Source organism: Actinopolyspora alba, from assembly GCF_900112765.1.
GTDB classification, from domain to species: Bacteria; Actinomycetota; Actinomycetes; order Mycobacteriales; family Pseudonocardiaceae; genus Actinopolyspora; species Actinopolyspora alba.
The window spans coordinates 49,088-70,314 of record NZ_FOMZ01000008.1 but is presented as its reverse complement, the minus strand read 5'-3'; the positions used below and the strand labels follow the sequence as shown (position 1 = coordinate 70,314).

Below are 21,227 nucleotides of genomic sequence, written 5' to 3'. Positions count from 1 at the left end.
GTTGCGTGACGACGCGCGTGCCGGTGCTCGCCGCCGTCGGACGGTGGCCTCCGGCCGAGAATCGGGGACGAGATGAGCCTGCAGGAGCTCTACCTGGCCCTTTTCGCGGGCGGTGTGGTTCTGCTGGCAAGCATCATCGCCACCAGGTTCGCCGCCCGGATCGGACTGCCCAGCCTGTTGCTGTTCCTGGTGCTGGGGATGCTCCTGGGGGAGGACGGGCTGGGTATCGAGCTCGACGATCCGCAGTTGGCCCAGAACCTCGGCACCGCCGCGTTGGCCGTCATCCTGGTGGAGGGAGGGCTGACCACCAAGTGGTCCGACGTGTCCAGAGTGCTCGCCCCCGCCGGTGTGCTGGCCACCCTCGGCGTCGGAGTCAGCGCGGGGATAACGGCGCTGGCGGCGAACCTGCTGCTGGGGCTCGACTGGCAGCTGGCGCTGCTGCTCGGCGCGATCGTGTCCTCCACCGACGCGGCGGCGGTGTTCTCGGTGCTGCGCGTACTGCCGATCCCCAGGCGCGCCGCCGGGCTGCTCGAGGCCGAGTCCGGCTTCAACGACGCGCCGACGGTGATCCTTGTCATGCTGCTCAGCTCCACCCCGCTGCTGATGGGTCCGTGGCACGTGGTGGGCTCGTTGCTCTACCAGCTCGGAGTCGGTGCGCTGTTCGGACTGCTGCTCGGGAGCATCGGGGCTCTCGTGCTGCCGCGGATAGCGCTGCCCGCCTCGGGGCTGTATCCGCTGGCCACATTCGGCCTGGGGGCGCTGGCGTTCGCCGCGGCGGGAGTGGCGCAGGCGAGCGGGTTCATCGCCGCCTACCTCGCGGGGGTGGTGCTGGCCAACACCGGACTGCCGCACCGCTCGGCCACTCGCTCGTTCGCCGAGGGGCTCGGTTGGTTGGCTCAGATCGGACTGTTCGTGTTGCTGGGGCTGCTGGTCGATCCCAGCGAGCTCTACCACGAGGTACTGTCCGCGCTCGTGATCGGATCCGTGCTGCTGCTGGTGGCGCGTCCGCTCGCTGTGGCGGGCTCGTTGCTGCCGTTCCGGGTTCCCTGGCGCGAGCACGCCTTCCTGTCCTGGGCTGGGTTGCGCGGTGCGGTTCCCATCGTGCTGGCCACCTTCCCGGTGGTCGCCGGGGTGCGGGGCAGTGATCGGCTGGTCGACATCGTGTTCGTGCTGGTCGTCGTCTTCACCCTCGTGCAGGGGCCGAGCCTGCGTCCGGTGGCGCGACTGCTGGGGATCATCACCCCGGAGGGGGCCCGTGAGGTGCGGGTCGAGTCGGCACCGCTGGACGTGCTCGACGCGGAGCTGCTGACCGTATCCGTCCCGGAGGGCTCGCGGCTGCACTACGTCACGGTCATGGAGCTGCAGCTGCCCGAACCGAGCGTGATCGCCCTGCTGATCCGCGGCGGATCCGTGTTCGTGCCGCAACCCGAGAGCAGGATCGCGATCGGTGACCAGCTGCTGATCGTGACCACCAGCGCCAAGCGCGCGGCGACCGAGCGCAGGCTCCGTGCCGTGGGACGACGGGGGCGGTTGGCCTACTGGTTCGGTGAGTACGGCGAACTCGCCTAGCGGCGAATGCGTTACACCATCGGGTGAGTATCGGGCGCGCCCCGCCGGCTTTCCTCGGGTTTTTCGGTACCGTATTTCCCGGTTTTCCTGTTCGTTGGGAAAACTGTCAACTCCGTGCGCACCGCGAAATCTCCGTGATGTGTGCGGCGGAAAGGCCGACGCTGTGAATCGATTCGTTACTACCGCTGAGTAAGGGTTTCGTGTTGTGACAACAGTATTAAAGTCCCCGGTGTCCGGAGTGGGGCGTGTTTCCGCACCGGTTCGGTGTGGCTCTCCGAGTGATTCTTCGCAGCTCGCCGATTCCAGCCACGAATGCGGTGGGCACGAGGGTTGGTTGCCACTGTCGAGGCTCGGCCGTCGGTGAATTCCGGGAACGGCGAATTCCGTTCCCTAAGTATCCGTACCTACGGTTTCACGGATTGTTCCTCGGCGATCGTGGGCCGATCGTTCTGGGCACTGTTCACAGCCACTTCACCGGGGTCGGGTGCCGAAGACCCCGGGGCGTGCGCGGTGGACGGAAACCGTTCCCGCCGCTCGACAGCGGCGCGATCAGCAGGAGGAACGATGCAGCACCCGAGAACGGGGCGGCGCAGGTTCGCAGGCCTGTGCCTAGGTGCCGCCGTGGCGACATCCTTCGGTCTGGCCACGGCACTGCCCGCGCAGGCCGCGACGGGCGAGATCAGGAACGCCGATGCCGAGGCGGCCGTGGCAGGCGAGTACATCGTCGTCTTCGAGGACGCCGCGGCCACCGGGCCCGGCGGAGTGAGTGCGGCGGCCACCGATCTCAGCCAACGCTACGGAGGCGAGATCCAGCGGACCTACGAAACCGCGTTGCGCGGCTACTCCGCCGCGATGAACGAGACGGCGGCCGAACGGCTGGCGGCGGATCCCAGCGTCAAGTACGTCGAGCAGAACCGCCGCGTGCACGCGCTCGGCACTCAGGACAACCCGCCCTCGTACGGCCTCGACCGGCTCGACCAGCGCGATCTGCCGTTGGACGACTCCTACACCTATCCCAACGGTGGCGCGGGAGTCACGGCCTACGTGATCGACACCGGCATCAGGACCAGCCACGAGACCTTCGGGGGCCGTGCCTCGAGCGGTTACGACTTCGTCGACGGTGACTCCGTGGCCAACGACTGCAACGGGCACGGCACGCACGTGGCGGGCACCGTCGGTGGTGCCGAGTACGGCGTCGCCAAGAACGTCGACCTGGTCGGCGTGCGCGTGCTCGACTGCCAGGGCAGCGGGTCCTACGCGGGCGTCATCGACGGCATCGACTGGGTCACCCAGAACGCCGACGGTCCCGCCGTCGCCAACATGAGCCTGGGCGGTTCCGCCAGCAGCGCGGTGGACGACGCGGTGAGCAGTTCCATCGCCGCTGGGGTCACCTACGGCATCGCCGCCGGGAATTCCTCGGCCGACGCCTGCGACTACTCGCCGGCCAGGGTCGAGGAGGCCATCACGGTCGGTGCCACCAACAGCCAGGACGCCGAGGCCAGCTACTCCAACTACGGTGACTGCCTGGACATCTACGCGCCCGGCAGCAACATCACCTCGGCCTGGATCGGCAGCGACACCGACACCAACACGATCAGCGGTACCTCCATGGCCACCCCGCACGTCGTCGGTGCCGCCGCGCTGCTGCTCGCCGACACCCCCTCCGCGTCTCCGGCGGAGGTCCGCGACAGCATGGTGAACAACGCCAGCACCGGCAAGATCTCCGGTATCGGCGCCGGTTCGCCCAACAAGCTGCTCTACGTGGGTGAGAGCGACGGTGGGGACCCGCAGCCGCCGGAGAACAGCGCTCCCACCGCTTCGTTCACCGTGAACTGCTCCACGGCCGGTTGTGACTTCGACGCCACCGGCTCCAGTGACTCGGACGGTTCCGTGGTGGGCTACTCCTGGCAGTTCGGTGACGGTGCCACCGCGACCGGAAGCACCGTCGGCCACAGCTACGGCGGCGGCCAGTTCACCGCCACGCTGACCGTCACCGACGACGAGGGTGCCACCGGCTCGGCCACGCACCAGATCGATTGCTACGACTTCGGCACGGTGTACTGCTTCGCCTGAGCACCGGCCCTGTCGGGCACGACCGAAGGGGACCTCCCGCCGCTCCCACGGCGGGAGGTCCCTCGTGTGTGCGATAGGGATCGTCGTGAGATCCGGCCTTGCTCCCGGATTGGGGCCGGGCAGCAGGAGCGGCGGCAACTTCTCGCGAAATTGACGCCCCGGTGCGGCGGTGTGATCCCAGCTCCGGCAATTTCTCGCGAAATCGCCGCCCCGGCAGGGCGGTACGACCCCACGCGGCGTCAATTTCTCGCGAAATCGCCGCGCCGTGGGACCGCAACGGTGCCGAACTCCCACCACTGCCGTAGGCCGCACTCCGACCACCCTCGCGATCGGCACCGCCGCGGGTTCTCCGGTGCGGTTCTCGCGAGGAAGGCCCGACGTTGTGCAGTAACTACTCGATGTCGGGCATCCCCGCAGCGAGAGCCGTGCCGGAGGTTCCGCTATCCGAGCCCCGAAGCAGCCTGCTCAGGAGAACTCACAGTTACTCGGTCCGGACTTCGGTGCGGGAGGTTACTCCCAGCTTCCGAATCACCTTCGCCACGTGCTGCTCCACGGTTCGCGGTGACAGGAACAGCAGCGCGGCTATCTCCCGGTTCGTGTTGCCCAGACCCACCAGTCTCGCCACGTCACGCTCCCGGGGCGAGAGCTCGGCACCGTACCCCCTGCGTCCCCGCCGCGACGACGGCGGTGCAACCCCGCTGTCGCGCAGCAGCTGTCTGCAGCGCGCGGCGTCCCTGCCCGCACCCAGACGTTCGAACGAACCGATCACTTCGGACATTCGCGCCGCGGCGGAATCGTCCCCGGACCGGAGTTGTTGGGCAACGACGCGCTCCCGGGCGAGGGCGGCACTGTACGGCTGCGGCAGCGCCGCATAGCCCGCCCGGGCCGTTTCCCACCACTCGGCCGCCCTGGCGAACCGCCCCGCGCCCTCGCAGTGGGACGCCCGCGCCGCCGCCGTGGCCGGGGCGATCAGCGGGCTCCGCCGGTTCGCGGTCGCCGCGGTGAACTCGTCGATCAGCTGTCCGGCCTCGGTGCCCCTGTCGAGTCGCGCGTAGGCAGCCACGGCGTTGGGCAGCAGCTCGCTCGCCCAGATCCAGATTCCCTTGCGCCGCACCACCCGTACCGCGTGATCGGCCGCGTTCACCGCCCCTGGCGAGTCCCCGCGCAGCAGCCGCAGCCGGACCCTGGTTGCCCCCGCCGCGATCACCACCGGAGTGAAGGAGTCGTCCGGGGTGTCCACTCCGGTCGCGGCGAGCCACCGCTCGGCGGCCTCCCAGTCTCCCCGAGTGACGGCGTCCATTCCCAGCACCAGCGCGAGCTCCACCGCCACCGGCCGAAGTTGTCCGTGGTCCCGCAGCAGCCGCTCCGCGTTCTCGACCAGCTCCTCCCATGCGCCGGTCATCCAGCGCAGCCGGATATCGGTGCTGCGCAGTGTGCTGTCCAGGTAGGGGCTGCCGCCCGCCGCGCGAGCCAGCCCCAGCGCCTCGGTCAGGTGGTCGCGGGCCGCCGAGTACTCCCCCAACCACGTGTAGGCGTCGGCGACGTTGCCGTGGATCCGTGCGATGTGATGATGCTCCGGACCCGCTCCCGTCGCAGGGGGCAGCCGTTCGAAGTGCCGCCACGCCGTCGAACAGTCCCCGCCGAACATCCGGCTGGGCAGCACGTTGGCGAGCAACTCCGAGCGCACCGCCGTGCTGCCGGTTTCGTCGAGCACGATCTCCGCCCGACCGGTCCACTCCGAACACCGCTCGTACGGCGTGGTTCCCACGTGTGCCTGCGCCAGCGCCGCCATGCCCACCGCGGCCCGTTCCGGCAGCTCCCGCAGTTCCGCCACGGCGAGCTCCAGCTCACCCCGCGCCGTCCCCGGGCAGTCGCTCTGCCGCAGCAACAACAGTCCCAGGCTGAGACGCACCTCGCCCCGCGCGGTCGCGGAGAGCCGCTGGTCGGCCAGCACCCGCCGCAACGCGGACGGGACCGGGTGTTGCCCCAACCCGTCGAGCGCGGCCTGCCCGAAGCGCACCGCGAGCCGATCCACGTCGCCCGTCGACAGCGAGGGTTCCTCGAGCAGCGAGCACAGCAGCTCCGTGGCGGTGGCGATGTCACCCGTCTCGATCGCGCGGTCGGCCGCTGCCGTTCCGTAGTGCAGCCAGTCCGCGACCCTGCCGCAGCCCATGCTGTGTTCGGCGAGCCGGATCAGCGGCGGTCGCTCCTGTTCGGACAGCAACCGCAGGGCGCGCTCGTGCAGTTCGCGGCGTTCCGGGCCGGTGAGCGTGTCGTGCACTGCCTGGCGTGCCAGGCAGTGCCGGAATCCGTAACGAAGGTTGCCGTCCTCGTGCAGCACGTTGGCGCGCAGCGCCCACACGATCCGGTGCGCCGCGTCGGGCACGCCCGCGATCCGTCCCAGCAGCCCGGCCTCGGCCGGAGTTCCCAGTACCGCCGCCGCGTGCACCAGGCGCGTCACGGGCTCGGGCAGTGCGCCCAACCGCTCGGCCATCGCGTCACGCAGCAGCACCGGCACGTCGAGCTGTTCGAGCGTTTTCAGCTCTCCGGCCGAGTAGGGTCTTCGCTCGCGCTGCGCGCGCAGCGTCGGCAGCGTCTCGGCCACGACGAACGGAAGCCCGGCCGTCCGCTCGTGCAGCTCCCGAGCGAATCCCGCTTCGACGGACTCGGTTCCCAGCAGGTGCGCGGCCAGGGTGCCCACCTGCTCGGTGTTCAGCGGACGCAGCGTCATCACCGCGCTGCGCGCCCGCCGCGGATGTCGGTACGCCGTTCCCAGGGGGACGCCACCGGCCAGTTCCTCGCGGCGGTAGCTCAGCACGAGGGCCAGTTCGCCGGGCTGATCGGTGATCAGGAACCGCAGCAGTTCCCTGGTTCCCTCGTCGGCCCAGTGCAGGTCCTCGACCACGAGGATCGCCGGAGTGCTCGCTTCGAGCAGCGCGTGCACGCCGCGGAACAACTGGTGTCGTTCCGCCGCCGTGTCACCGAGCGGCTCCGGGGTCGGGGGCAGGAACTCGCCCAGTTCGGGAAGCAGCCTGCGCAGCGCGCCGGTGACGGGATTGAGGTGTGCGGGGTCGGGGAGCGGATCGAGGTCGCGTAGCGCGTCGATCACCGGCCCGTAGGGGAAGGGGTCCTGGAGCGGCTGGCAGGCCCCGGTCAGGATGGTGCGCTCGATCTCGGGGCGTTCCAGTGATTCGCGGATCAGGCGTGTTTTGCCCACGCCCGCTTCCCCCTCCAGCAGCAGCACGGCAGGAGGGGAGAGCACCAGTTCCGTAACGGTGTCGAGCTCTTCTTCACGGCCCACCAGTACCGGTGGGACTCGGCTCGACACGGCGAACGATTCGGACGGACGAGTACTACTGAGCATGCGAACCCCTTCCGCGTGCGAGTGGCGTCGGGGTCGGATCAAGTGAAGTAACGGGAAGCGTATCCCTCTAAAGAGTGAAAAACGACGGCCTTAAGAGTGATCTTCGTTCCCGGTTTTGCCGAGGTTTCCGGTTGGCGGGAATCGGAAGGCGGTGTGCTCGCCCACAGTGGCCACGCCACGGTCCGGAATCGAAGAACTTCTCGTGCTCCCCGGCCTGACCTTCGGCATCAACCGCCCAGCGCCGACGGGTTGGTCAACGCCGCCACTCCCACACCGATCGCGATCACCAGCACCACGTAGCCGAACCAGTGCCGGATCGTCTCCGCCCGCAGTCGCGCGGTCAGCCGCGCGGCCAGTGCCGAGACCACCAGCGCGGTGATCGCGAACGCCAGCACCACCGGATACTCGATCTCGTCGACGACACCGGAGTGCGCGGCCAGCCCGGCCACCGAGTTGATCAGCACCACCAGCAGTGAGGTGGCCACGGCCCGCTGCGCGGCCAGTCCCAGCAGCAGGGTCAGGGCCGGAACCACCACGAAACCGCCACCCACTCCGAACAGCCCGGTCAACGCTCCGACACCCGCACCGCTCAGCAGCGATTTCGGCAGGCAGCTGCGCCACTCGATGCCACCGGTGTCGGTGCGGCAGGAGCCGCTCAGGGCTTCCCCGCCCGTGAGCATCCGAACCGCGACCACCACCATGAGCACCGCGAACGACACCAGCAGCCAGCGGTCCGGCAGCAACCTGCCGAGCGCGGCACCCCCGAACGCGGCCGGAACCCCGGCCGCGCCGAACACCAGCGCCACCGGCCAGAGCACCTTCTCGCGTCGGGCCCGGGGCAGCAGCCCGCCGATCGCCGAGATCGCCACGATCAACAGCGATGCCGGTATGGCGATCCGCAGCGGCAGGCCGACGCCGTAGACCAACGCCGGAACCGCCAGGATCGAACCACCGGCGCCGAGCAGTCCCATCGCCAGCCCGATGACCACCCCGAACGCGATCGCCGCGATCATTCCGCTTCCCGCCGCGTCGCGTGCCCGGGCGCGTGGCCGTCCGTCGTGGTGTCGTGCCTACGCGGGTAGGCCCGGGGTCGGCTCGTTCCGCCCTCACGCATGCGGCGCGCCCGGTTCGGCGGCGGTGACGGCGGACAGCGCGGCTTCCGGATCCACCGCGCTCCTCCGGTTGTGCGGCAGCATGCCCAGCAGTCGAGCCATCGCGCAGGTGTCACTGATCGCGGCGAACGTCAGCCCCGCGCCCACGAACCCCGCCAGCCACTTCAGCGGCCGGTAGGCGAGACTGCCCAACACGCCGGTCAGCACCAGCGATCCCGCGACCAGTCGGACCTGCCTTTCCATCGGCCAGACCCCGTTGCCCCGGTTGACCTCGCCACCTTCCCGCTGCCATTCCTCGATTCCGCCCCGCAGCACGTGACAGCCGTCCACTCCAGCCTGTTCCAGCAGTGTTCTGGCCTGCTCGGCACGAGCACCCGATGCGCACACCAGCACCACCGGATCGTCGTGCCAACTGTCGAGTTCGGCTCGTCGCTCGCGTAACAGCTCGATCGGAACGTTGTGCGAACCCGGGATGTTGACCGAGTCGAACTCGCCGGGGGAGCGGACGTCGATCAGCCTGGTTCGGGGGTGGGTTCGCAGGTTCTCCCGCAGCTGTGCCGTGTGCAGGAGTTCGGGGGTTTCGCTCGACAATTGGTTCCCTTCCGTTGGTCGTGTTCTCCGGCGGAGCTCCGTCACCGGGCCCCGCACGGTGCCGTCCGCTCCGGGGTAAGAGGGGCGGGGGTTCACCGGTCGTCAGGAGGAGGTGAGGTCGAGCCCCGCGTTCCCGGCCGCGCCGAACTCGTCGTCGACCAGCACCGCCGTGCGGCCGTCCGACTCCAGCAGCGAGGCCGCCGCGGTGGCGCGATAACCGCTGCCGCAGTGCACCCACACAGTGCCCTCGGGAACCTCGCCCACTCGCTTCGGCAGTTCGTACAGCGGAATGTGCACCGCGCCGGTGACGTGGGAGTCGCGGAACTCGTTGTTGGTCCGCACGTCCAGCACCACGTCCGCGGGCGGCATCCCGTTGTGCTCGCCGGAGCGCGTGGCAGCGAGGTCGGCGAAGCTCGCCGTGGTGGTCTCGCGCAGCCGCGCCGGATCGGCGGCCAGCTCGGCGGGCTGCCCGCTCGCCGCCGCCGCGAACTTGTCGATGCCGATGCGGGCCAGCTCGCGCTGTGCCTCCGCGACCTGCTCGGGCGACTCGCCCAGCAGCGTGATCGGGGAGCCCCAGTCGATCATCCAGCCCAGCCAGGTCACCATCGGCCCGTCCAGCCCCAGCCCGACCGTGCCCGCCAGGTGCGAGCGGACGTATGCCTTCCGCGAGCGCAGGTCCACCACCCACTCGCCGTGCTCCAGCCGCCGAGCCAGCTCGTCCGGGCTCGCCTCGGCGGGGCGCCGCAGGTCCAGCGGTTCGGGACCGGCGATGTTCCGCACCCCCATGTGCGCGTAGTAGGCGGGATAGGCGTCCAGCCCGGAGAGGATGCTCTCGACGAACTCGCCCTCGGACAGCGTCAGCGCGGGGTTGAACTCCCGCTGCTGCTCGATGGTGCTGGAGTCGCCGGACGCCTGGGTGGCCGAGCAGAAGTTGCCGAAGCCGTGCGTGGGCCATATCCGCGCCCCGTCCGGCAGCACGTCGGCCAGCTTCCGGGCCGAGGCGTACTGGTGCCGGGCGAGCTGTTCGCTGTGCTGCTCACCGAGCAGGTCGGTGCGGCCGGTGGTGCCGAACAGCAGCGAACCACCGGTGAAGGCGCCGAACGTGCCGGAGTCGTTCTCCAGCAGGTAGGACAGGTGGTGGAAGGTGTGCCCGGGGGTGGCCAGTGCCCGCACCCGCAGGTTCCCGGAGACCGCCACGACCTCCCCGTCGTGCAGCGGGCGGTGGTCGAACGGCGCCTCGTCGGCCGCCGCCACCCCGTACTCGGCCCCGGTGAGCCGGGCCAGCTCCAGCCCGCCGGACACGTAGTCGTTGTGGATGTGCGTCTCCAGCACGAGCCCGATCCGCACGTCGAGGCGACCCGCCAGGGCGAGGACCCGGTCCACATCGCGCTGTGGATCGACCACCACCGCCGTCTCACCGTCGGTCGCCAGGTAGCTGCGGTCCCCCAGGGAAGAGGTGGCGATCACCTCGACGTGCGGTGTCTCCGGCAGCCGTTGTTCCGGCGTCTCCGTCATGTCTGTCATGGTTCGTGTCATCGCGCCGCACCTCCTTCGGTGTCCCGGCCGGATTCGATCCACGCGGCTGTGCCACCGGAAACCGAAACCGCTTTGACTCCCGCTTCGCGCAGGGCTTGGGCGGCTCGCAGGCTGCGGCCACCGGACTGGCAGACCACCCGTACGCCGTCCGGGAACTCACCGGGTGTCCGCAGCAGCTGTTCCAGCGGGACGTTGCGCGCTCCGGGGACGTGTCCCTGTGCGTACTCCTCAGGAGAGCGCACGTCGAGGACTTCCGCACCCGCGTCACGGGCGGTGGCCAGGTCCTCGACGGTCACTTCGATCGACTCTTCCGGCATAATCACTTCCTATACCCCAGGGGGTATCAAACGGAGAAACGAGCGCCCCCGGTTCGGTATTCCGAGGGATCCGGTCTTTGGGGTCTTTGGGTCCGCGTGGCGAGCCGGGGCGAGGTTCCGCCGGCACGATCGTCCGGGGCGACGGCGTCGCCATGAGAAGGACGGTGCTCAGGCCAGCGCGAGGAACAGCCGCTCCAGCTCCTCCTCGGTCATGGGCGGTTCCTCGCCCTCCTCGCGGGCGGTCTGGCAGTGCCGCATGCCGCTGGAGACGATCTTGAATCCCGCCCGGTCCAGGGCGCGGGACACGGCGGCGAGCTGAGTGAGCACCTGAGCGCAGTCCTCGCCCTCCTCGATCGACTCGATCACTCCGGCGAGCTGGCCCTGTGCGCGGCGCAGGCGGGTGAGGGCGTCGCCCACGCGTTCCGGCTTCATCTCCACTGTCGAACACCTCCCCGGGGCGCGACTTCCTGGGTCGCGATTCCTCGGCTCTCGACTTTCTGACTCGCTTCCCGAATGTACCCCCAGGGGTATCCGATTGTCAGGGTGGTGCGAAGTGACGCGGCGCACCCGGCGGTGAACGGGGTCGAGCTCGTCGAACGGGGTCCGTAGATCCGAGCGACGAGAAGCTCTCCCGCGAGGATGTGGACTCTTGGCGGTGAGGTGTAAGTCGGCCGGGTGATTTCTGGCTGGTCAGAGGTTCGGTGCGGTTGGTGGTGTCGGCATACTTCGTGCCGTGTTCTGGATGAACTCGGGCCCCTGGCGGTCGAGCGTGACCCGGACGACGTTCGGGAGGCGTTGCGGCTGTACGGCGAGCCGCACGAGCTGGTGCGGTTCGATCCGGAGCGGTAGTACGGGTTCACCGAGGAGCGTTTCACCGAGTGGTGGGCCACTGCCACCAGTGCCGCGAATGCTTGGACGAGCTGCACATCACTGTCGTCACCAGCTGCTTCGGTTAAGGTGATGATGATGAAAGAGAATTGGCTTTTCGTGGTCAGTCTGGCCGGAATGACCGTGTCGGCTGCCGCATTGATGTTGCTCATACCGTCGCTGTTCGACTCGGGCGAGCAGGGCAACTTCCGGGGCATTGGGGTGCTCGCGTGCCTCGCCGTGGTCTTCGCGGTGGGGATGCTGTACTGGCGTCCATCGCCTTCGAGCTCGGATAACGGATAGCCACTTGCTCATCCCACGAAGGTCGTGACGGAGTCCGGAGATCCCGCTGAGCGGCGCTCTCTGCGGAGGTAAAGACGTCCGTGAGTGTCTGTGGGGCTGCTCGAGCCTCTTCGAGTTTCGCACTGGTTTAAAACTATGGAACGTGCTCTGGAGGTTCGGTTCTCCGACCTGGTCAACCATCCCAAGGACACGGTCGCCAAGATCGATGCGAGCCGTAGCCGTCATCTGTGGCTGCGCCGCCGTGACGACGAGGACCTGGTGCTGACCACCGCTGCCCGGGCCGAGCAGGAGAACGAGGTCGTCTCGGCCACCACCGCACTTTTCACGGCCATGATGCGCCAGGACGGGGCCGCGCTGTCCTCACTGGTCGATGTCGTCCCGAAGCATTTCCCTGGGGTGTGTTTCCTGCCCGCCGAGGACGTCCGTGCGTTCGTGGTGGAACTCGTCGAGACACTGCGCGCCACCGAGACCATCGACAATCCGGCGCCCGTGACGCGGGTTATCGAGTCCTGGAAACACACGGTGGAGGCGCACGCCGACCCGGAGGTGCACGCCTCGCTGACCACCGATGCCACCGACCACGGCCCGGCCACCGAACCTCCCGACAACGTATGAGCGGTGGCGGAACCCGACGTAAGCAGCGCGTCGCCCCACCAGCGGCGCAGGATCTAGTGGGAGACTCGGTGCGGTACCAGTGAGGCCGGTAAAGGCTGGGACGAACTGTGTCAACAGGCTCCTGGCAACACGCGCCGCGTTTGGGAACAGCTGAGCAACGACCCAGCTCCACGAATGGAGACTCATCGTTACCAGCGGCTCAAGGGAACGCCGCGTACCGGAACCTTCGAGGGGCGCGAACTGCCCGCGTGGCAGATAGAAGTCACCGGCGGTGGACGCGTTTGGTATCTCCTCGACGAACAGCGCCGCACCGTTTGGCTCACTCACGCCGGTACGGGACACCCCAAGACGACCGAGTAGTCGTGCCGTCCACCACGTCGTGGACGCTGGCACGAGACGGTCTCATGGTCCATACGAGATTCCGGTTTGGTTCGCCTCCGGCCAGCTGCCGTTGAAGGTGATTTTTCGGATGGCTGGGTAACTCGATGTAGCGTTCGCTCATGCGGTGTTGCCAGGAAGCTGGTCCGTGACGCAAGGAGGTTTCTCGTTGGTTCGGCGGTGTGAAAACGTGCGGCGGCGGTTGTAAAGTCGCAGGTCGCAGAGGGGTGCTCTCCACGTGCGTGGAGGTTGGAGCGGCACAATTACCACGGCGTGATAGCCAAGCGCTGTGCTCGCCATATCTGGGAGAAGGTCTGTGACGTGGCGAGTTCGCGCGGTCGTGTGATTACCGGCTGGTCAGGGGTGCGGTGCGGTTGGTGGTGTCGGCATACTTCGTGCCGTGTTCTGGATGAATTCTGGGCCCCTGGTGGTCGAGCGTGACCTGGACGACGTTCGGGAGGCGTTGCGGCTGTACGGCGAGCCGCACGAGCTGGTGCGGTTCGATCTGGAGCGGGAGTACGGGTTCACCGAGGAGCAGTTCACGGAGTGGTGGGCCACTGCCACCAGTGCCGCCAACCCGCCGACCGAGCGCGACAGGGAAATGATGCGCCGCTTGTTCGAGGAAGGCGACGAAACCGGATTCTCGGAACGGATCGACGACTTGAGTGACCCCACCACCCCCCCGATTTGGTTGCGGCACTGATGGCTCGATACACGATTCGCTGGGGCGAGCAAGCCGATCGGACTTACAACGACCTTCCGTCACGGATTCAAAAAGCTGTCGACGAACGATTGGACGAGCTGTGCGTCGACCCGCGCACCGGAACTTACGACAAAGGTCGTGACCAGTGGAAAGCCGCTTTCCACGGTGGTTTGGTCATGTACACCGTCGGTGAGCGGATGTTGTTGATCGACGTGCTGCGCATCACCGCGCTCTGAGGCGTCGCGAGGATTTTCGACAAGGCACTCGCGGGTTTGTGCGGGATGTTCAGGGATGAGTCTTGCCAAAGTCCAGTGTGGTTCGGTTCCGGTGAAGTATTGCGGAAACTGGTGTGCCCGGTCTCCTGTGGCTGGTTCGTGGATACTGTGGTGCGATGCGGCCGTTGGCTTGTGGTCGCGGGTGGAGGTTTCTCGTTGCTTTGGCGGTGTGAAAATGTGCAACCGTGGTCGTGACATCGCAGGTCGCGGAGTGCTCTCCACGGACGTGGAGGTGAACCGCGGAACTCCACCGCCGCCGTTACCGCGCCGGAGTGCTCTCCACAGGGGCGGAGGCGGAGCCTGAGCTCCGGAGTGGTCAGAACGCGAGGGGATCTGAGTAGTCCTGCCGATGTCACTGTTCGGGTGAGGTCCGAACCTGGCGGCATGTCACAGGAGGGGAACGCTGTCGCGGGATGCGGGGAGGTCGGGACCGGTCGGTTCCGACTGGCCACCGAGACGGCGGGGACGATCATGGTCGTGGCCGCGCCGGTCCTGTTGGTGACGAGTATGGCCGGGTTCTACCTCGCGGCCGGTGTCGCGACCGGTTGGAACTACGAGGCCACCGAAGCGAGCTGGATCCTGCTCGGGGGATTCGGTTTCTACGTGTGGGCGATCATGCTCCTCGGAGCGCCGTTGTCGTTCCTGCTGTGCGGCGTGACCCGGCGTGCTTCGCTGCCGGAGCGAATCGCGGTGCGCAGAGCGGTGCTCTTCGCCGCCGTGGCGGGGCTGCTCGTTCCCGAACTCATGCTGCTGGCCGCCGGATTTATGTAGGAATTCCGAAAACCCCGTTCGGCGGCGATTTCTCGCGAAATCGCCGTGCGGTGTCGGAGAGCGAAGGGGCTCGCGAGGCCGGATGTGGTCTCTCAGCTGCCCTCGGCTTCCGGCGCGGTTTCCCGCGTGGCCGCGTTGATGGCGCGGGCGCAGTCGAGAACGGCCAGGTCGGCCAGCAGCCAGCCACGGGGCGGTGGGGGTGTGGTGGGAGCTTCTTTCAGCTGTTGGGTGAGTGCCAGGAATGCGGTGGCGTCGGTGGGGTCCAGTTTCTCCGCCGAGGTGACGAGATCGCGCCACTGCTGCTCGGTCTCGTCGGTGAGTTCGATCTTTCGTATCCAACCGAGCAGCGCCGTCACGCTCGCCGAAGCCGACTCCGGGACACGGTCGAGCTGCCCCAGCCGCTCCCGTGCCGCGTCGAGTTCCTCGGTCGGGGCCATCTTCTCCTCCTCACCGACGTCGCTGCCTGGTCGCACTGGGGATGGTAAATCCCTGCTGAACACCACTTCGGAGTGTGGGAGCGCTGTTCACCCAACTTCTCTGATCGAGATCTCGGGCTCGGGGTTGGGAGCTCATGCGATCGTCGCGGTACTGTTTCTACGTACCTCTAATCGGAGACGAGCGTGGTGGCGAATGGCTCCGAGTGTCCCGCGAAACGTGCGGCGGCGGTTGTAACACCGCGGTTCGCGAAGGTGTTCTCCACGCGTGTGGAGGTGGACCGCTGTTGTGGTCGGCCTTGCCGATGTGGCTGACGTACTCTCCACGGGCGTAAAGGCGACCTCCGAATTCCTTCGGACGGCTCGTGCGTTCGCTGCCGTGAGGGGGCGGCGTAAATTTCGCGAGAAATCGATAGGGGCGGCTCTGATTCGGCTCAGCCGGGACGGTGGTGCACGTACTCGATGATCGAGCCGTCCGGATGTCGTACCGTCACCCCGTTGCCCACCGGGGCGCGGAACGGCTGTTGCACCAGTTCCGCACCTTCCGCGCGCAGTCGTGTCAGATAGGGCTCGATGTCCGACACGAGCAGCGTCCCGGCCGTGGCCCGGAACGGTCGCAGCGCTTCCGCTGAACCGCCGATGATCAGGAAGCCTCCCACCGCGGTCAGCGTCAGGTTCTTCTCCGGATAGGGCATGACCATGTCCCGCCGGAGCCCCAGCACCCTCTCGTACCACGAGGTGGTCGCTTCGAGATCGGCGGTATCCACGAAGACTCTCACGAACGTTCTCGGCTGCTGAAGGGTGCGGGAATCCGTGAGTTCACGCCAGAGTTGATCGAGCAAGAGGATTCCTTCCGTCGGCTTTCGGGTTCGGACCCCCCGACCCTCCTGCCACGAACCGGAGTCAGCCAGCGGCCGATTCGTACTGTTACCGACACTGACAGGCTCATGGAACGTGGAGGGGCGATGTCCACGACGACGATCCGAGGTGAACTCGGTGCGTTCCTGCGGGCCGCGCGCGCTCAGCTCACCCCTGCCGATCTCGGACTGAACGTGCACGGCAGTCGCCGGGTCCGTGGCCTGCGACGCGAAGAAGTCGCTGCCGTCTCCGGGATCGGGTTGTCGTGGTACACCTGGCTGGAACAAGGCAGGGTCGCCACCTCGCGGCAGGTGCTCGATGCGTTGGCGAGCACGCTGCGGCTGGGTGAACAGCAACACCGGCACGTGCTCGCGTTGGGTGGCTTCCAGCCTGAACCCCAGGAAGATACCGATTCCGCCCGGCTTGCGGCGTTGCTGGCCGAGTGGTCGCGGAGCCCGGCGCTGCTGCTCGATCACCGGTTCGACGTGCACGCGGTCAACGAGGTGCACCACACGGTCTGGCAGTCGAGCCCCGAGGTGCGGGGAGGAACGAACCTGCTGCTCGCGATGGCGACTGAGCCAGACTGGCGCGACGTGCTCGTCGACGAGCGGGAGGTGCTGTACGAACTCTTCCTGCGATTTCGAGCTCAGGCGGACCTGCACCCCACCGACCCGAGATGTCACGAGGTGCTGCGAACGCTGCGGAACAGCCGCCCCGACCTGGCTCACTGCTGGGAGTGCCGTGACGTCCGCGATTACGGGACATGGCCGGTGGTCCTCACCGGTGGGAGCGGAGGCAGGCTGCGATTCGACTTCACGCTGCTGCGTACCGATGGGACGTCGGGCTCGCTGCTCGTGCAGGTGCCGGGTAACGATGAAACCCGGGAGTGGGTGCGCGGGCGAACTTCACCGGGCTAGGTTCAAAACGTGCGGCGGCGGTTGTAACACCGTGGTTCGCGAAGGTGTTCTCCACGTGCGTGGAGGTGACCCGGGTTTGCCGCAGGCGCTTCCCGCGCCGAGCCTGCCATCTCCCCACCGGCCTCGTCCTGCCTCGGAAGGCCCTCTCACCCTCAGCCAGTCAATCCCTCAACCGCGTTCGTGCCACCGAAGAGGCGGCGGACGACTCGGGAAAACCGTGACGGGTCCGCTGTCCGATAGGGGAGTGTGCGGTTCGCGAGGGACGGACTCGTGGCAGGACGAGCGAGGGTGTTCGGGATGACGATGACCCTCGTCGACACGCCACTGCCACGAGTGCTGTTCACCCGCCGCACCGCGTCGTTGGTGTGGACGGAGGTTCGACATGGTGACTGTCAGGGTGGACGGCTTGCGAGCGCGATACGGCGGGAAGCTCGCGCTGGACGGGATAAACCTGCGTATGGGGGCGGGTATCCACGGTTTGCTCGGACCCAACGGTGCGGGAAAGACCACATTGATGCGCACGCTGGCGACAGTGGCACGACCGAGTGAGGGCAGCGTCGAGCTGCTCGGCCATGACACCGCGCAACAGGACGGCCGGAAGCGAGCGCGTCGGCGGTTGGGATACCTGCCCCAGACATTCGGTTACTACCCGGGATTCACCGTGGCCGAGTTCGTGGAGTACATGGCCTGGCTCAAGGAAATGCCCAAGGACCGTGTTCCGGAAGCCGTCGAACGTGCGATCGAGCGGGTCGGTCTGGTCGATCGGGCGGGTTCCAAGTTGAAGAAACTCTCCGGCGGGATGTTGCGTCGCGCGGGGATCGCACAAGCGATCGTCAATGACCCGGAGCTGCTGTTGCTCGACGAGCCGACGGCCGGGCTCGATCCGGAGCAACGGGTGGAGTTCCGGGGACTGCTGCGGGACATCGGCTCGACCAACACCGTCGTCGTCAGCACACACCTGGTCGAGGACGTCGCCATCGCCTGCGACGAAGTCACCCTGTTCGACGGCGGGAAGCTGATTTTCCGTGGCACACCGAACGAATTGGCCGAGTTGGGCACTTTCGGGGCGGATGACGCTCGTGGCGGGGACACCACTCTGGAACGCGGCTACACCGCGGCGCTGCGCGCCTACCGGGAAAGGGCGGTGGCATGACCGCACGTGTGCTTTGGCACGAGATTCGCCGTAGCGGCCTGCCGCTCTGGATCACTCCGCTGCTGCTGCTCGTCTCGGGGTTGGTGTTCATCCAAACTCTGCTGCGGACGGGAGGACAGCGTTTGGAGTGGGCCACCTCGATTTTCTACGACATGACGCCGATGGTCGTGCTGGCCAGCACACTGGCTCTGGTGGTCGCGGCATGGCGGGCCGGGCGCGAACGCCGAAGAGGCGTAGCTGAACTGATCGAATCCACTCCGCGCGCATCTTCGCAGCGTGCGTTGCTCTCCTGGATCTCCGTGGCGATCTGGCCCGTAGTTTCCTGCTTGCCCGCCGTAGTGGCATTCGGATCGCTCAGCCGGGAGGCGGTTTCCGGTCCACCACTGTTCGGGATTCTGGCAGCGGGGCTGGCTACAGTGGTCGCCTACGCCGCGCTCGGCTTCGCCGTGGGTACTTTTGTTCCCGGAAGATTCACGGCACCGGTGGCTGGTGTCGTCTCGTTCGTTGTCACGATCGCTCTCGGCCCACGGGTGCCCCACGGTTTGCTGTCCGTTGTTCCGCAGCCCACCTACGGCACCATCGCGACCAATCGGTCCAGCGTCGGGCTGTGGGACCGGCCGGTGTGGTGGTTCGCACCCGCTGCCGCGCTGTGGTTCGCTGCGCTGGCCGTCGCGCTGCTGGTAGTGGCTACGGCGCGACGCCGCCTGCTCACCATAGTGCCGTCAGCTCTCGCGGTGCTCCTCGCGATTCCGTTGGCGCAAACCCAGGTTTGGCGTATCGACACCGCGAGCCCGTCGCTGAACTGCAGCGATGGCAGTGTGCGTGTTTGCGTACCGAACGAGGTCGGTGTGGCTCCGAACGCTGTGGCCACCTCGACGAAACCGGTCCGAACGCGTCTGGACGACCTGCCCACCGTGGCCCCGCTGGGAGTGGTCGATTCGACTTCTGCCAGTGCGTATGTCTGGCCGCAGAACTGTCGTTCCTACCCGGAACGAATCAGGTGCTCTTCGCCGCGTCCTTCGACGGCCGGTGAGAAGCTCGCCGAGCGAGTTTCCGGCTGGCAGTGTTCGTCATCCTCCTCACCGGGAACACCCATGTACACCTCTCCGGCGCCGCGATTGGAACGCGGAGTGCGGGACTGGCTGCTCGGGCGGACGGGTGATTCCGCGTCCGAGATCGCCCGATATCTCGCCACGCTTCCCGACAACGAACGACACGAATGGCTGAGCCGCTATCTGCTCGCCGCTGAGCGGTGTGATGTTTCGGCTGTCGCGGGATTGCGGGTTTCCTGATGGTGTCCGGACGTTTTCTGCGGTTGTATCTCCGGTCCCGGAACGTTCCCGCTGTGGCCGGGGGGATGGTTTCGCTGCTCGTTCTCAGCGGTTGGAACGGGCGGTGGTTGGGTTGGACTCTGCCGAGAGTGGTCCTGGTGTTCTTCGTGGTGCTCGCGGCGGTTCTGCTGGCCGGCAGTTTCGCCACGCCGAGTCCGGAGCTCGATGCCGGTGCCGTTGTGCCGTGGTGGCGGTGGCATCTCGGGCATGCTCTGGTGGGCATCGCCGGATGTGGGGTGTCGCTGGCGCTCGCGGTGTTCGTTCACCGGCACGGCACGCCTGGTCTCGATCTCGCCGTGCTGCGCGATCTTCTCGGATTCAGCGGGTTGGCGCTGTTGACGGGGGCATTGCTCGGAGTTCGGTTGTCCTGGACGGTCCCGCTCGCCTACGCCCTCGTCGCATGGGTCTTCTCCTCGGTGACCGCACCCTGGAGCAGAGCGCTTCTGTGGCCCGTGCTGTCCCCGACAGCGGAGGTTTCCTGGTGGGCCGCCATCGGACTCTGCGGCATGGGCACCACGCTCATCGCCGTTCGCGGTACGACACCGGAGATCAGGCAGTGAGCGTCCCGCGAAAACCACCACGGATATTTCATCCGATACAGGAGTGTGCGGGCCATGAGGCGCGGGCGGCCGTCCGACGAACGGCTGATGCGAGCTGTCGCCAGGGGAGACGCGGAAGCTCTGGCGGAGTTGTACGACAGGCACGCGCCGTGGCTGTTCCTCAGACTCAAGCGTCGTTGCTCCGATCAGGGGCTCATCGAGGAAGTCGCCCAGGACACTTTCCTGGGAGTTTGGCGTGACGCCGAGCGGTACGAGCGGGGAAACGTCGGTGGCTGGATCTGGACCATCGCTGTTCGGCGTCTCATCGACGCCCAGCGGGCACGGAGTGCCAGGCCCGAACAGGCGAGCGAAGCGATCGACACGGCCCGTACGACTCCGTCGGCCGAGCAGCACGCACTCGGCGGTGTCGAACACGGTGAACTGGGCGCGGCGCTGCACAGCTTGTCGCCGGAACTCCGGGACGTCGTACGGGTCACGATCATAGACGGTATGAGCATGGCGGAGGCGGCCGCCGCTCTCGGAATTCCGGAGGGAACCGTCAAGACCCGCGCCCGGCGTGCCCGAGCTCTGCTGCGGGAGGCCCTGGCATGAAGTATCCGAGGAACCACTGCGGGGGTTGATATGGACTGGCACGTTCCCGAGCGCCATCTCGACGCGTATGTCTCCGGGGAGATCGGAGATCCCCAGGCTTGGTCCGTGGAATCACACCTCGTCGAGTGCGCGATGTGTGCCGACCGGGTCGCTCAGACCGTGGCGAACACCGAACTGGCACGACGGATCGAGAGCGTGCGCGAGCGAGTGCTCAGCCACACCAGCGGTGCGGCACATCCCCGAACAGCTCCGGAATCTCGAACAGCGATTTCCTGGTCGCGCATCCGGCGGCTGCTCGCCTCGGCCCCCGCCCTGCGCTTGCCCTGGTTGGTGGCAGCGGTGTTCGTCGTCGCGTGTGCGGCCGCGTTGAGCCTGCTCAGCAGTGGGCCGGAACAAGCGGGTTCCGTGCTGCTCCTCAACGCGCCACTGCTACCACTGGCCGGAGTGGCGCTGAGCTATGGACCGGGGATGGATCCCGCCTACGAACTCACGCTGACGACTCCGTACTCGGGGTTGCGGTTGTTGCTGCTTCGCACGATCGGTGTGTTGGCGGTGACGATTCCGTTGCTACTGGGCACGAGCTTCGTTTTCCCCACCGGGGGGATCTCCGCCGTTGCCTGGTTGTTGCCCTGCCTAGCGCTCGTACTGGTGACTCTGCTGCTGGGGAGCTGGATCGAACACCGTCTCGCCGCGGTGCTCGTCGGTGCCGCGTGGTGCTCGGCGGTGCTCATGCCCCGGTTTCTGCTCGTGGTCGATGTGTCACGGGTGTTCGATCCGCTGTTCCAGTTGATCTGGGGTGGAGTGGTCGTGCTCAGCACGGTGACCCTGATCGGACGACGCTCGGCTTTCGACAGGATGGCAGGTTGACACCTCTCGGTGCTGCGTAAATTTCGCGAGAAATCGACACGC

At 67.4% G+C, this 21,227-nt stretch carries 22 protein-coding genes; 14 read left to right on the top strand and 8 right to left on the bottom strand.

Annotation, left to right across the window (positions count from 1 at the left end; all coding sequences use genetic code 11):
* The first annotated feature begins 72 nt into the window (after nucleotides 1-72).
* Entirely contained in the window at nucleotides 73-1,569 is a 1,497-nt protein-coding gene (locus tag BM150_RS13345) for a potassium/proton antiporter (RefSeq protein ID WP_092927596.1), read from the top strand.
* Between the two features lie 564 nt (nucleotides 1,570-2,133).
* Complete coding sequence (locus BM150_RS13340; RefSeq protein ID WP_092927595.1) at nucleotides 2,134-3,642, top strand: S8 family serine peptidase; 1,509 nt, start codon at nucleotides 2,134-2,136, stop codon at nucleotides 3,640-3,642.
* A gap of 481 nt (nucleotides 3,643-4,123) precedes the next feature.
* On the opposite strand, the gene BM150_RS13335 is transcribed toward BM150_RS13340, so the two are convergent.
* The 6 genes from BM150_RS13335 to BM150_RS13310 all read right to left on the bottom strand — a co-directional run bounded on the left by BM150_RS13335 (nucleotide 4,124) and on the right by BM150_RS13310 (nucleotide 11,000).
* Complete coding sequence (locus BM150_RS13335; protein WP_092927594.1) at nucleotides 4,124-7,006, bottom strand: helix-turn-helix transcriptional regulator; 2,883 nt, start codon at nucleotides 7,004-7,006, stop codon at nucleotides 4,124-4,126.
* Nucleotides 7,007-7,233: 227 nt separating this feature from the next.
* Nucleotides 7,234-8,019, bottom strand: coding sequence for a sulfite exporter TauE/SafE family protein (locus tag BM150_RS13330; RefSeq protein ID WP_092927593.1), 786 nt, complete (start codon nucleotides 8,017-8,019; stop codon nucleotides 7,234-7,236).
* 93 nt (nucleotides 8,020-8,112) lie between these two features.
* Nucleotides 8,113-8,709 carry a rhodanese-like domain-containing protein gene (locus tag BM150_RS13325; RefSeq protein WP_245755480.1) on the bottom strand — a complete coding sequence of 199 codons (597 nt, stop codon included), beginning with the start codon at nucleotides 8,707-8,709 and terminating at the stop codon, nucleotides 8,113-8,115.
* Nucleotides 8,710-8,811: 102 nt separating this feature from the next.
* Entirely contained in the window at nucleotides 8,812-10,224 is a 1,413-nt protein-coding gene (locus BM150_RS13320) for a rhodanese-like domain-containing protein (RefSeq protein ID WP_092927592.1), read from the bottom strand.
* Nucleotides 10,225-10,241: 17 nt separating this feature from the next.
* Nucleotides 10,242-10,562, bottom strand: a complete 321-nt coding sequence (locus tag BM150_RS13315; RefSeq protein WP_092927591.1) for a rhodanese-like domain-containing protein — start codon at nucleotides 10,560-10,562, stop codon at nucleotides 10,242-10,244.
* A 168-nt stretch (nucleotides 10,563-10,730) separates the two neighbouring features.
* Nucleotides 10,731-11,000, bottom strand: coding sequence for a metal-sensitive transcriptional regulator (locus BM150_RS13310; RefSeq protein ID WP_092927590.1), 270 nt, complete (start codon nucleotides 10,998-11,000; stop codon nucleotides 10,731-10,733).
* 528 nt (nucleotides 11,001-11,528) lie between these two features.
* Here BM150_RS13310 and BM150_RS13305 point away from each other — a divergent pair.
* From BM150_RS13305 to BM150_RS13280, 6 genes are all read left to right on the top strand, one after another.
* Nucleotides 11,529-11,732, top strand: coding sequence for a hypothetical protein (locus BM150_RS13305; RefSeq protein WP_092927770.1), 204 nt, complete (start codon nucleotides 11,529-11,531; stop codon nucleotides 11,730-11,732).
* A 135-nt stretch (nucleotides 11,733-11,867) separates the two neighbouring features.
* The gene (locus tag BM150_RS13300; RefSeq protein ID WP_092927589.1) at nucleotides 11,868-12,347 is read left to right on the top strand and encodes a hypothetical protein; all 480 of its coding nucleotides are present in this window, start codon (nucleotides 11,868-11,870) and stop codon (nucleotides 12,345-12,347) included.
* Nucleotides 12,348-12,521: 174 nt separating this feature from the next.
* Nucleotides 12,522-12,707 carry a hypothetical protein gene (locus BM150_RS24515; protein WP_217641627.1) on the top strand — a complete coding sequence of 62 codons (186 nt, stop codon included), beginning with the start codon at nucleotides 12,522-12,524 and terminating at the stop codon, nucleotides 12,705-12,707.
* Between the two features lie 427 nt (nucleotides 12,708-13,134).
* Complete coding sequence (locus tag BM150_RS13290; protein WP_139219526.1) at nucleotides 13,135-13,428, top strand: hypothetical protein; 294 nt, start codon at nucleotides 13,135-13,137, stop codon at nucleotides 13,426-13,428.
* Nucleotides 13,413-13,664: a type II toxin-antitoxin system RelE family toxin gene (locus BM150_RS13285; protein ID WP_139219525.1), complete on the top strand. Its 252-nt coding sequence runs from the start codon at nucleotides 13,413-13,415 to the stop codon at nucleotides 13,662-13,664. The genes BM150_RS13290 and BM150_RS13285 overlap by 16 nt, the downstream gene beginning before the upstream one ends.
* Before the next feature lie 423 nt (nucleotides 13,665-14,087).
* Nucleotides 14,088-14,474: a hypothetical protein gene (locus BM150_RS13280; RefSeq protein ID WP_092927586.1), complete on the top strand. Its 387-nt coding sequence runs from the start codon at nucleotides 14,088-14,090 to the stop codon at nucleotides 14,472-14,474.
* A 92-nt stretch (nucleotides 14,475-14,566) separates the two neighbouring features.
* On the opposite strand, the gene BM150_RS13275 is transcribed toward BM150_RS13280, so the two are convergent.
* Together BM150_RS13275 and BM150_RS13270 are read right to left on the bottom strand one after the other, a co-directional pair.
* Nucleotides 14,567-14,947, bottom strand: coding sequence for a hypothetical protein (locus BM150_RS13275; protein WP_245755478.1), 381 nt, complete (start codon nucleotides 14,945-14,947; stop codon nucleotides 14,567-14,569).
* Between the two features lie 395 nt (nucleotides 14,948-15,342).
* Nucleotides 15,343-15,750 carry a VOC family protein gene (locus tag BM150_RS13270; RefSeq protein WP_217641626.1) on the bottom strand — a complete coding sequence of 136 codons (408 nt, stop codon included), beginning with the start codon at nucleotides 15,748-15,750 and terminating at the stop codon, nucleotides 15,343-15,345.
* 123 nt (nucleotides 15,751-15,873) lie between these two features.
* Between BM150_RS13270 and BM150_RS13265 the strand changes: the two genes are divergently transcribed.
* The 6 genes from BM150_RS13265 (at nucleotide 15,874) to BM150_RS13240 (ending at nucleotide 21,185) form a co-directional block, all read left to right on the top strand.
* The gene (locus BM150_RS13265) at nucleotides 15,874-16,683 is read left to right on the top strand and encodes a helix-turn-helix transcriptional regulator (protein WP_092927767.1); all 810 of its coding nucleotides are present in this window, start codon (nucleotides 15,874-15,876) and stop codon (nucleotides 16,681-16,683) included.
* Between the two features lie 382 nt (nucleotides 16,684-17,065).
* Nucleotides 17,066-17,836, top strand: coding sequence for an ABC transporter ATP-binding protein (locus tag BM150_RS13260; protein ID WP_092927585.1), 771 nt, complete (start codon nucleotides 17,066-17,068; stop codon nucleotides 17,834-17,836).
* Entirely contained in the window at nucleotides 17,833-19,128 is a 1,296-nt protein-coding gene (locus tag BM150_RS13255; RefSeq protein ID WP_092927584.1) for an ABC transporter permease, read from the top strand. Before BM150_RS13260 ends, BM150_RS13255 begins: the two co-directional genes overlap by 4 nt.
* A gap of 53 nt (nucleotides 19,129-19,181) precedes the next feature.
* Complete coding sequence (locus BM150_RS13250; RefSeq protein ID WP_217641625.1) at nucleotides 19,182-19,727, top strand: hypothetical protein; 546 nt, start codon at nucleotides 19,182-19,184, stop codon at nucleotides 19,725-19,727.
* A gap of 54 nt (nucleotides 19,728-19,781) precedes the next feature.
* A complete protein-coding gene (locus BM150_RS13245; protein ID WP_092927582.1) occupies nucleotides 19,782-20,318 on the top strand; it encodes an RNA polymerase sigma factor in 537 nt (178 codons plus the stop codon).
* A 30-nt stretch (nucleotides 20,319-20,348) separates the two neighbouring features.
* The gene (locus BM150_RS13240) at nucleotides 20,349-21,185 is read left to right on the top strand and encodes an anti-sigma factor family protein (protein ID WP_092927581.1); all 837 of its coding nucleotides are present in this window, start codon (nucleotides 20,349-20,351) and stop codon (nucleotides 21,183-21,185) included.
* The last annotated feature ends 42 nt before the right edge of the window (nucleotides 21,186-21,227 follow it).

Excerpts from the sequence above, each read along its gene's own strand:
- BM150_RS13345 (WP_092927596.1), top strand. The coding sequence starts at position 73 with ATGAGCCTGCAGGAGCTCTACCTGGCCCTTTTCGCGGGCGGTGTGGTT.
- BM150_RS13340 (WP_092927595.1), top strand. The coding sequence starts at position 2,134 with ATGCAGCACCCGAGAACGGGGCGGCGCAGGTTCGCAGGCCTGTGCCTA.
- BM150_RS13335 (WP_092927594.1), bottom strand. The coding sequence starts at position 7,006 with ATGCTCAGTAGTACTCGTCCGTCCGAATCGTTCGCCGTGTCGAGCCGA.
- BM150_RS13330 (WP_092927593.1), bottom strand. The coding sequence starts at position 8,019 with ATGATCGCGGCGATCGCGTTCGGGGTGGTCATCGGGCTGGCGATGGGA.
- BM150_RS13320 (WP_092927592.1), bottom strand. The coding sequence starts at position 10,224 with ATGACGGAGACGCCGGAACAACGGCTGCCGGAGACACCGCACGTCGAG.
- BM150_RS13315 (WP_092927591.1), bottom strand. The coding sequence starts at position 10,562 with ATGCCGGAAGAGTCGATCGAAGTGACCGTCGAGGACCTGGCCACCGCC.
- BM150_RS13305 (WP_092927770.1), top strand. The coding sequence starts at position 11,529 with ATGAAAGAGAATTGGCTTTTCGTGGTCAGTCTGGCCGGAATGACCGTG.
- BM150_RS13300 (WP_092927589.1), top strand. The coding sequence starts at position 11,868 with ATGGAACGTGCTCTGGAGGTTCGGTTCTCCGACCTGGTCAACCATCCC.
- BM150_RS24515 (WP_217641627.1), top strand. The coding sequence starts at position 12,522 with ATGGAGACTCATCGTTACCAGCGGCTCAAGGGAACGCCGCGTACCGGA.
- BM150_RS13290 (WP_139219526.1), top strand. The coding sequence starts at position 13,135 with ATGAATTCTGGGCCCCTGGTGGTCGAGCGTGACCTGGACGACGTTCGG.
- BM150_RS13280 (WP_092927586.1), top strand. The coding sequence starts at position 14,088 with ATGTCACAGGAGGGGAACGCTGTCGCGGGATGCGGGGAGGTCGGGACC.
- BM150_RS13265 (WP_092927767.1), top strand. The coding sequence starts at position 15,874 with ATGTCCACGACGACGATCCGAGGTGAACTCGGTGCGTTCCTGCGGGCC.
- BM150_RS13260 (WP_092927585.1), top strand. The coding sequence starts at position 17,066 with ATGGTGACTGTCAGGGTGGACGGCTTGCGAGCGCGATACGGCGGGAAG.
- BM150_RS13255 (WP_092927584.1), top strand. The coding sequence starts at position 17,833 with ATGACCGCACGTGTGCTTTGGCACGAGATTCGCCGTAGCGGCCTGCCG.
- BM150_RS13245 (WP_092927582.1), top strand. The coding sequence starts at position 19,782 with ATGAGGCGCGGGCGGCCGTCCGACGAACGGCTGATGCGAGCTGTCGCC.
- BM150_RS13240 (WP_092927581.1), top strand. The coding sequence starts at position 20,349 with ATGGACTGGCACGTTCCCGAGCGCCATCTCGACGCGTATGTCTCCGGG.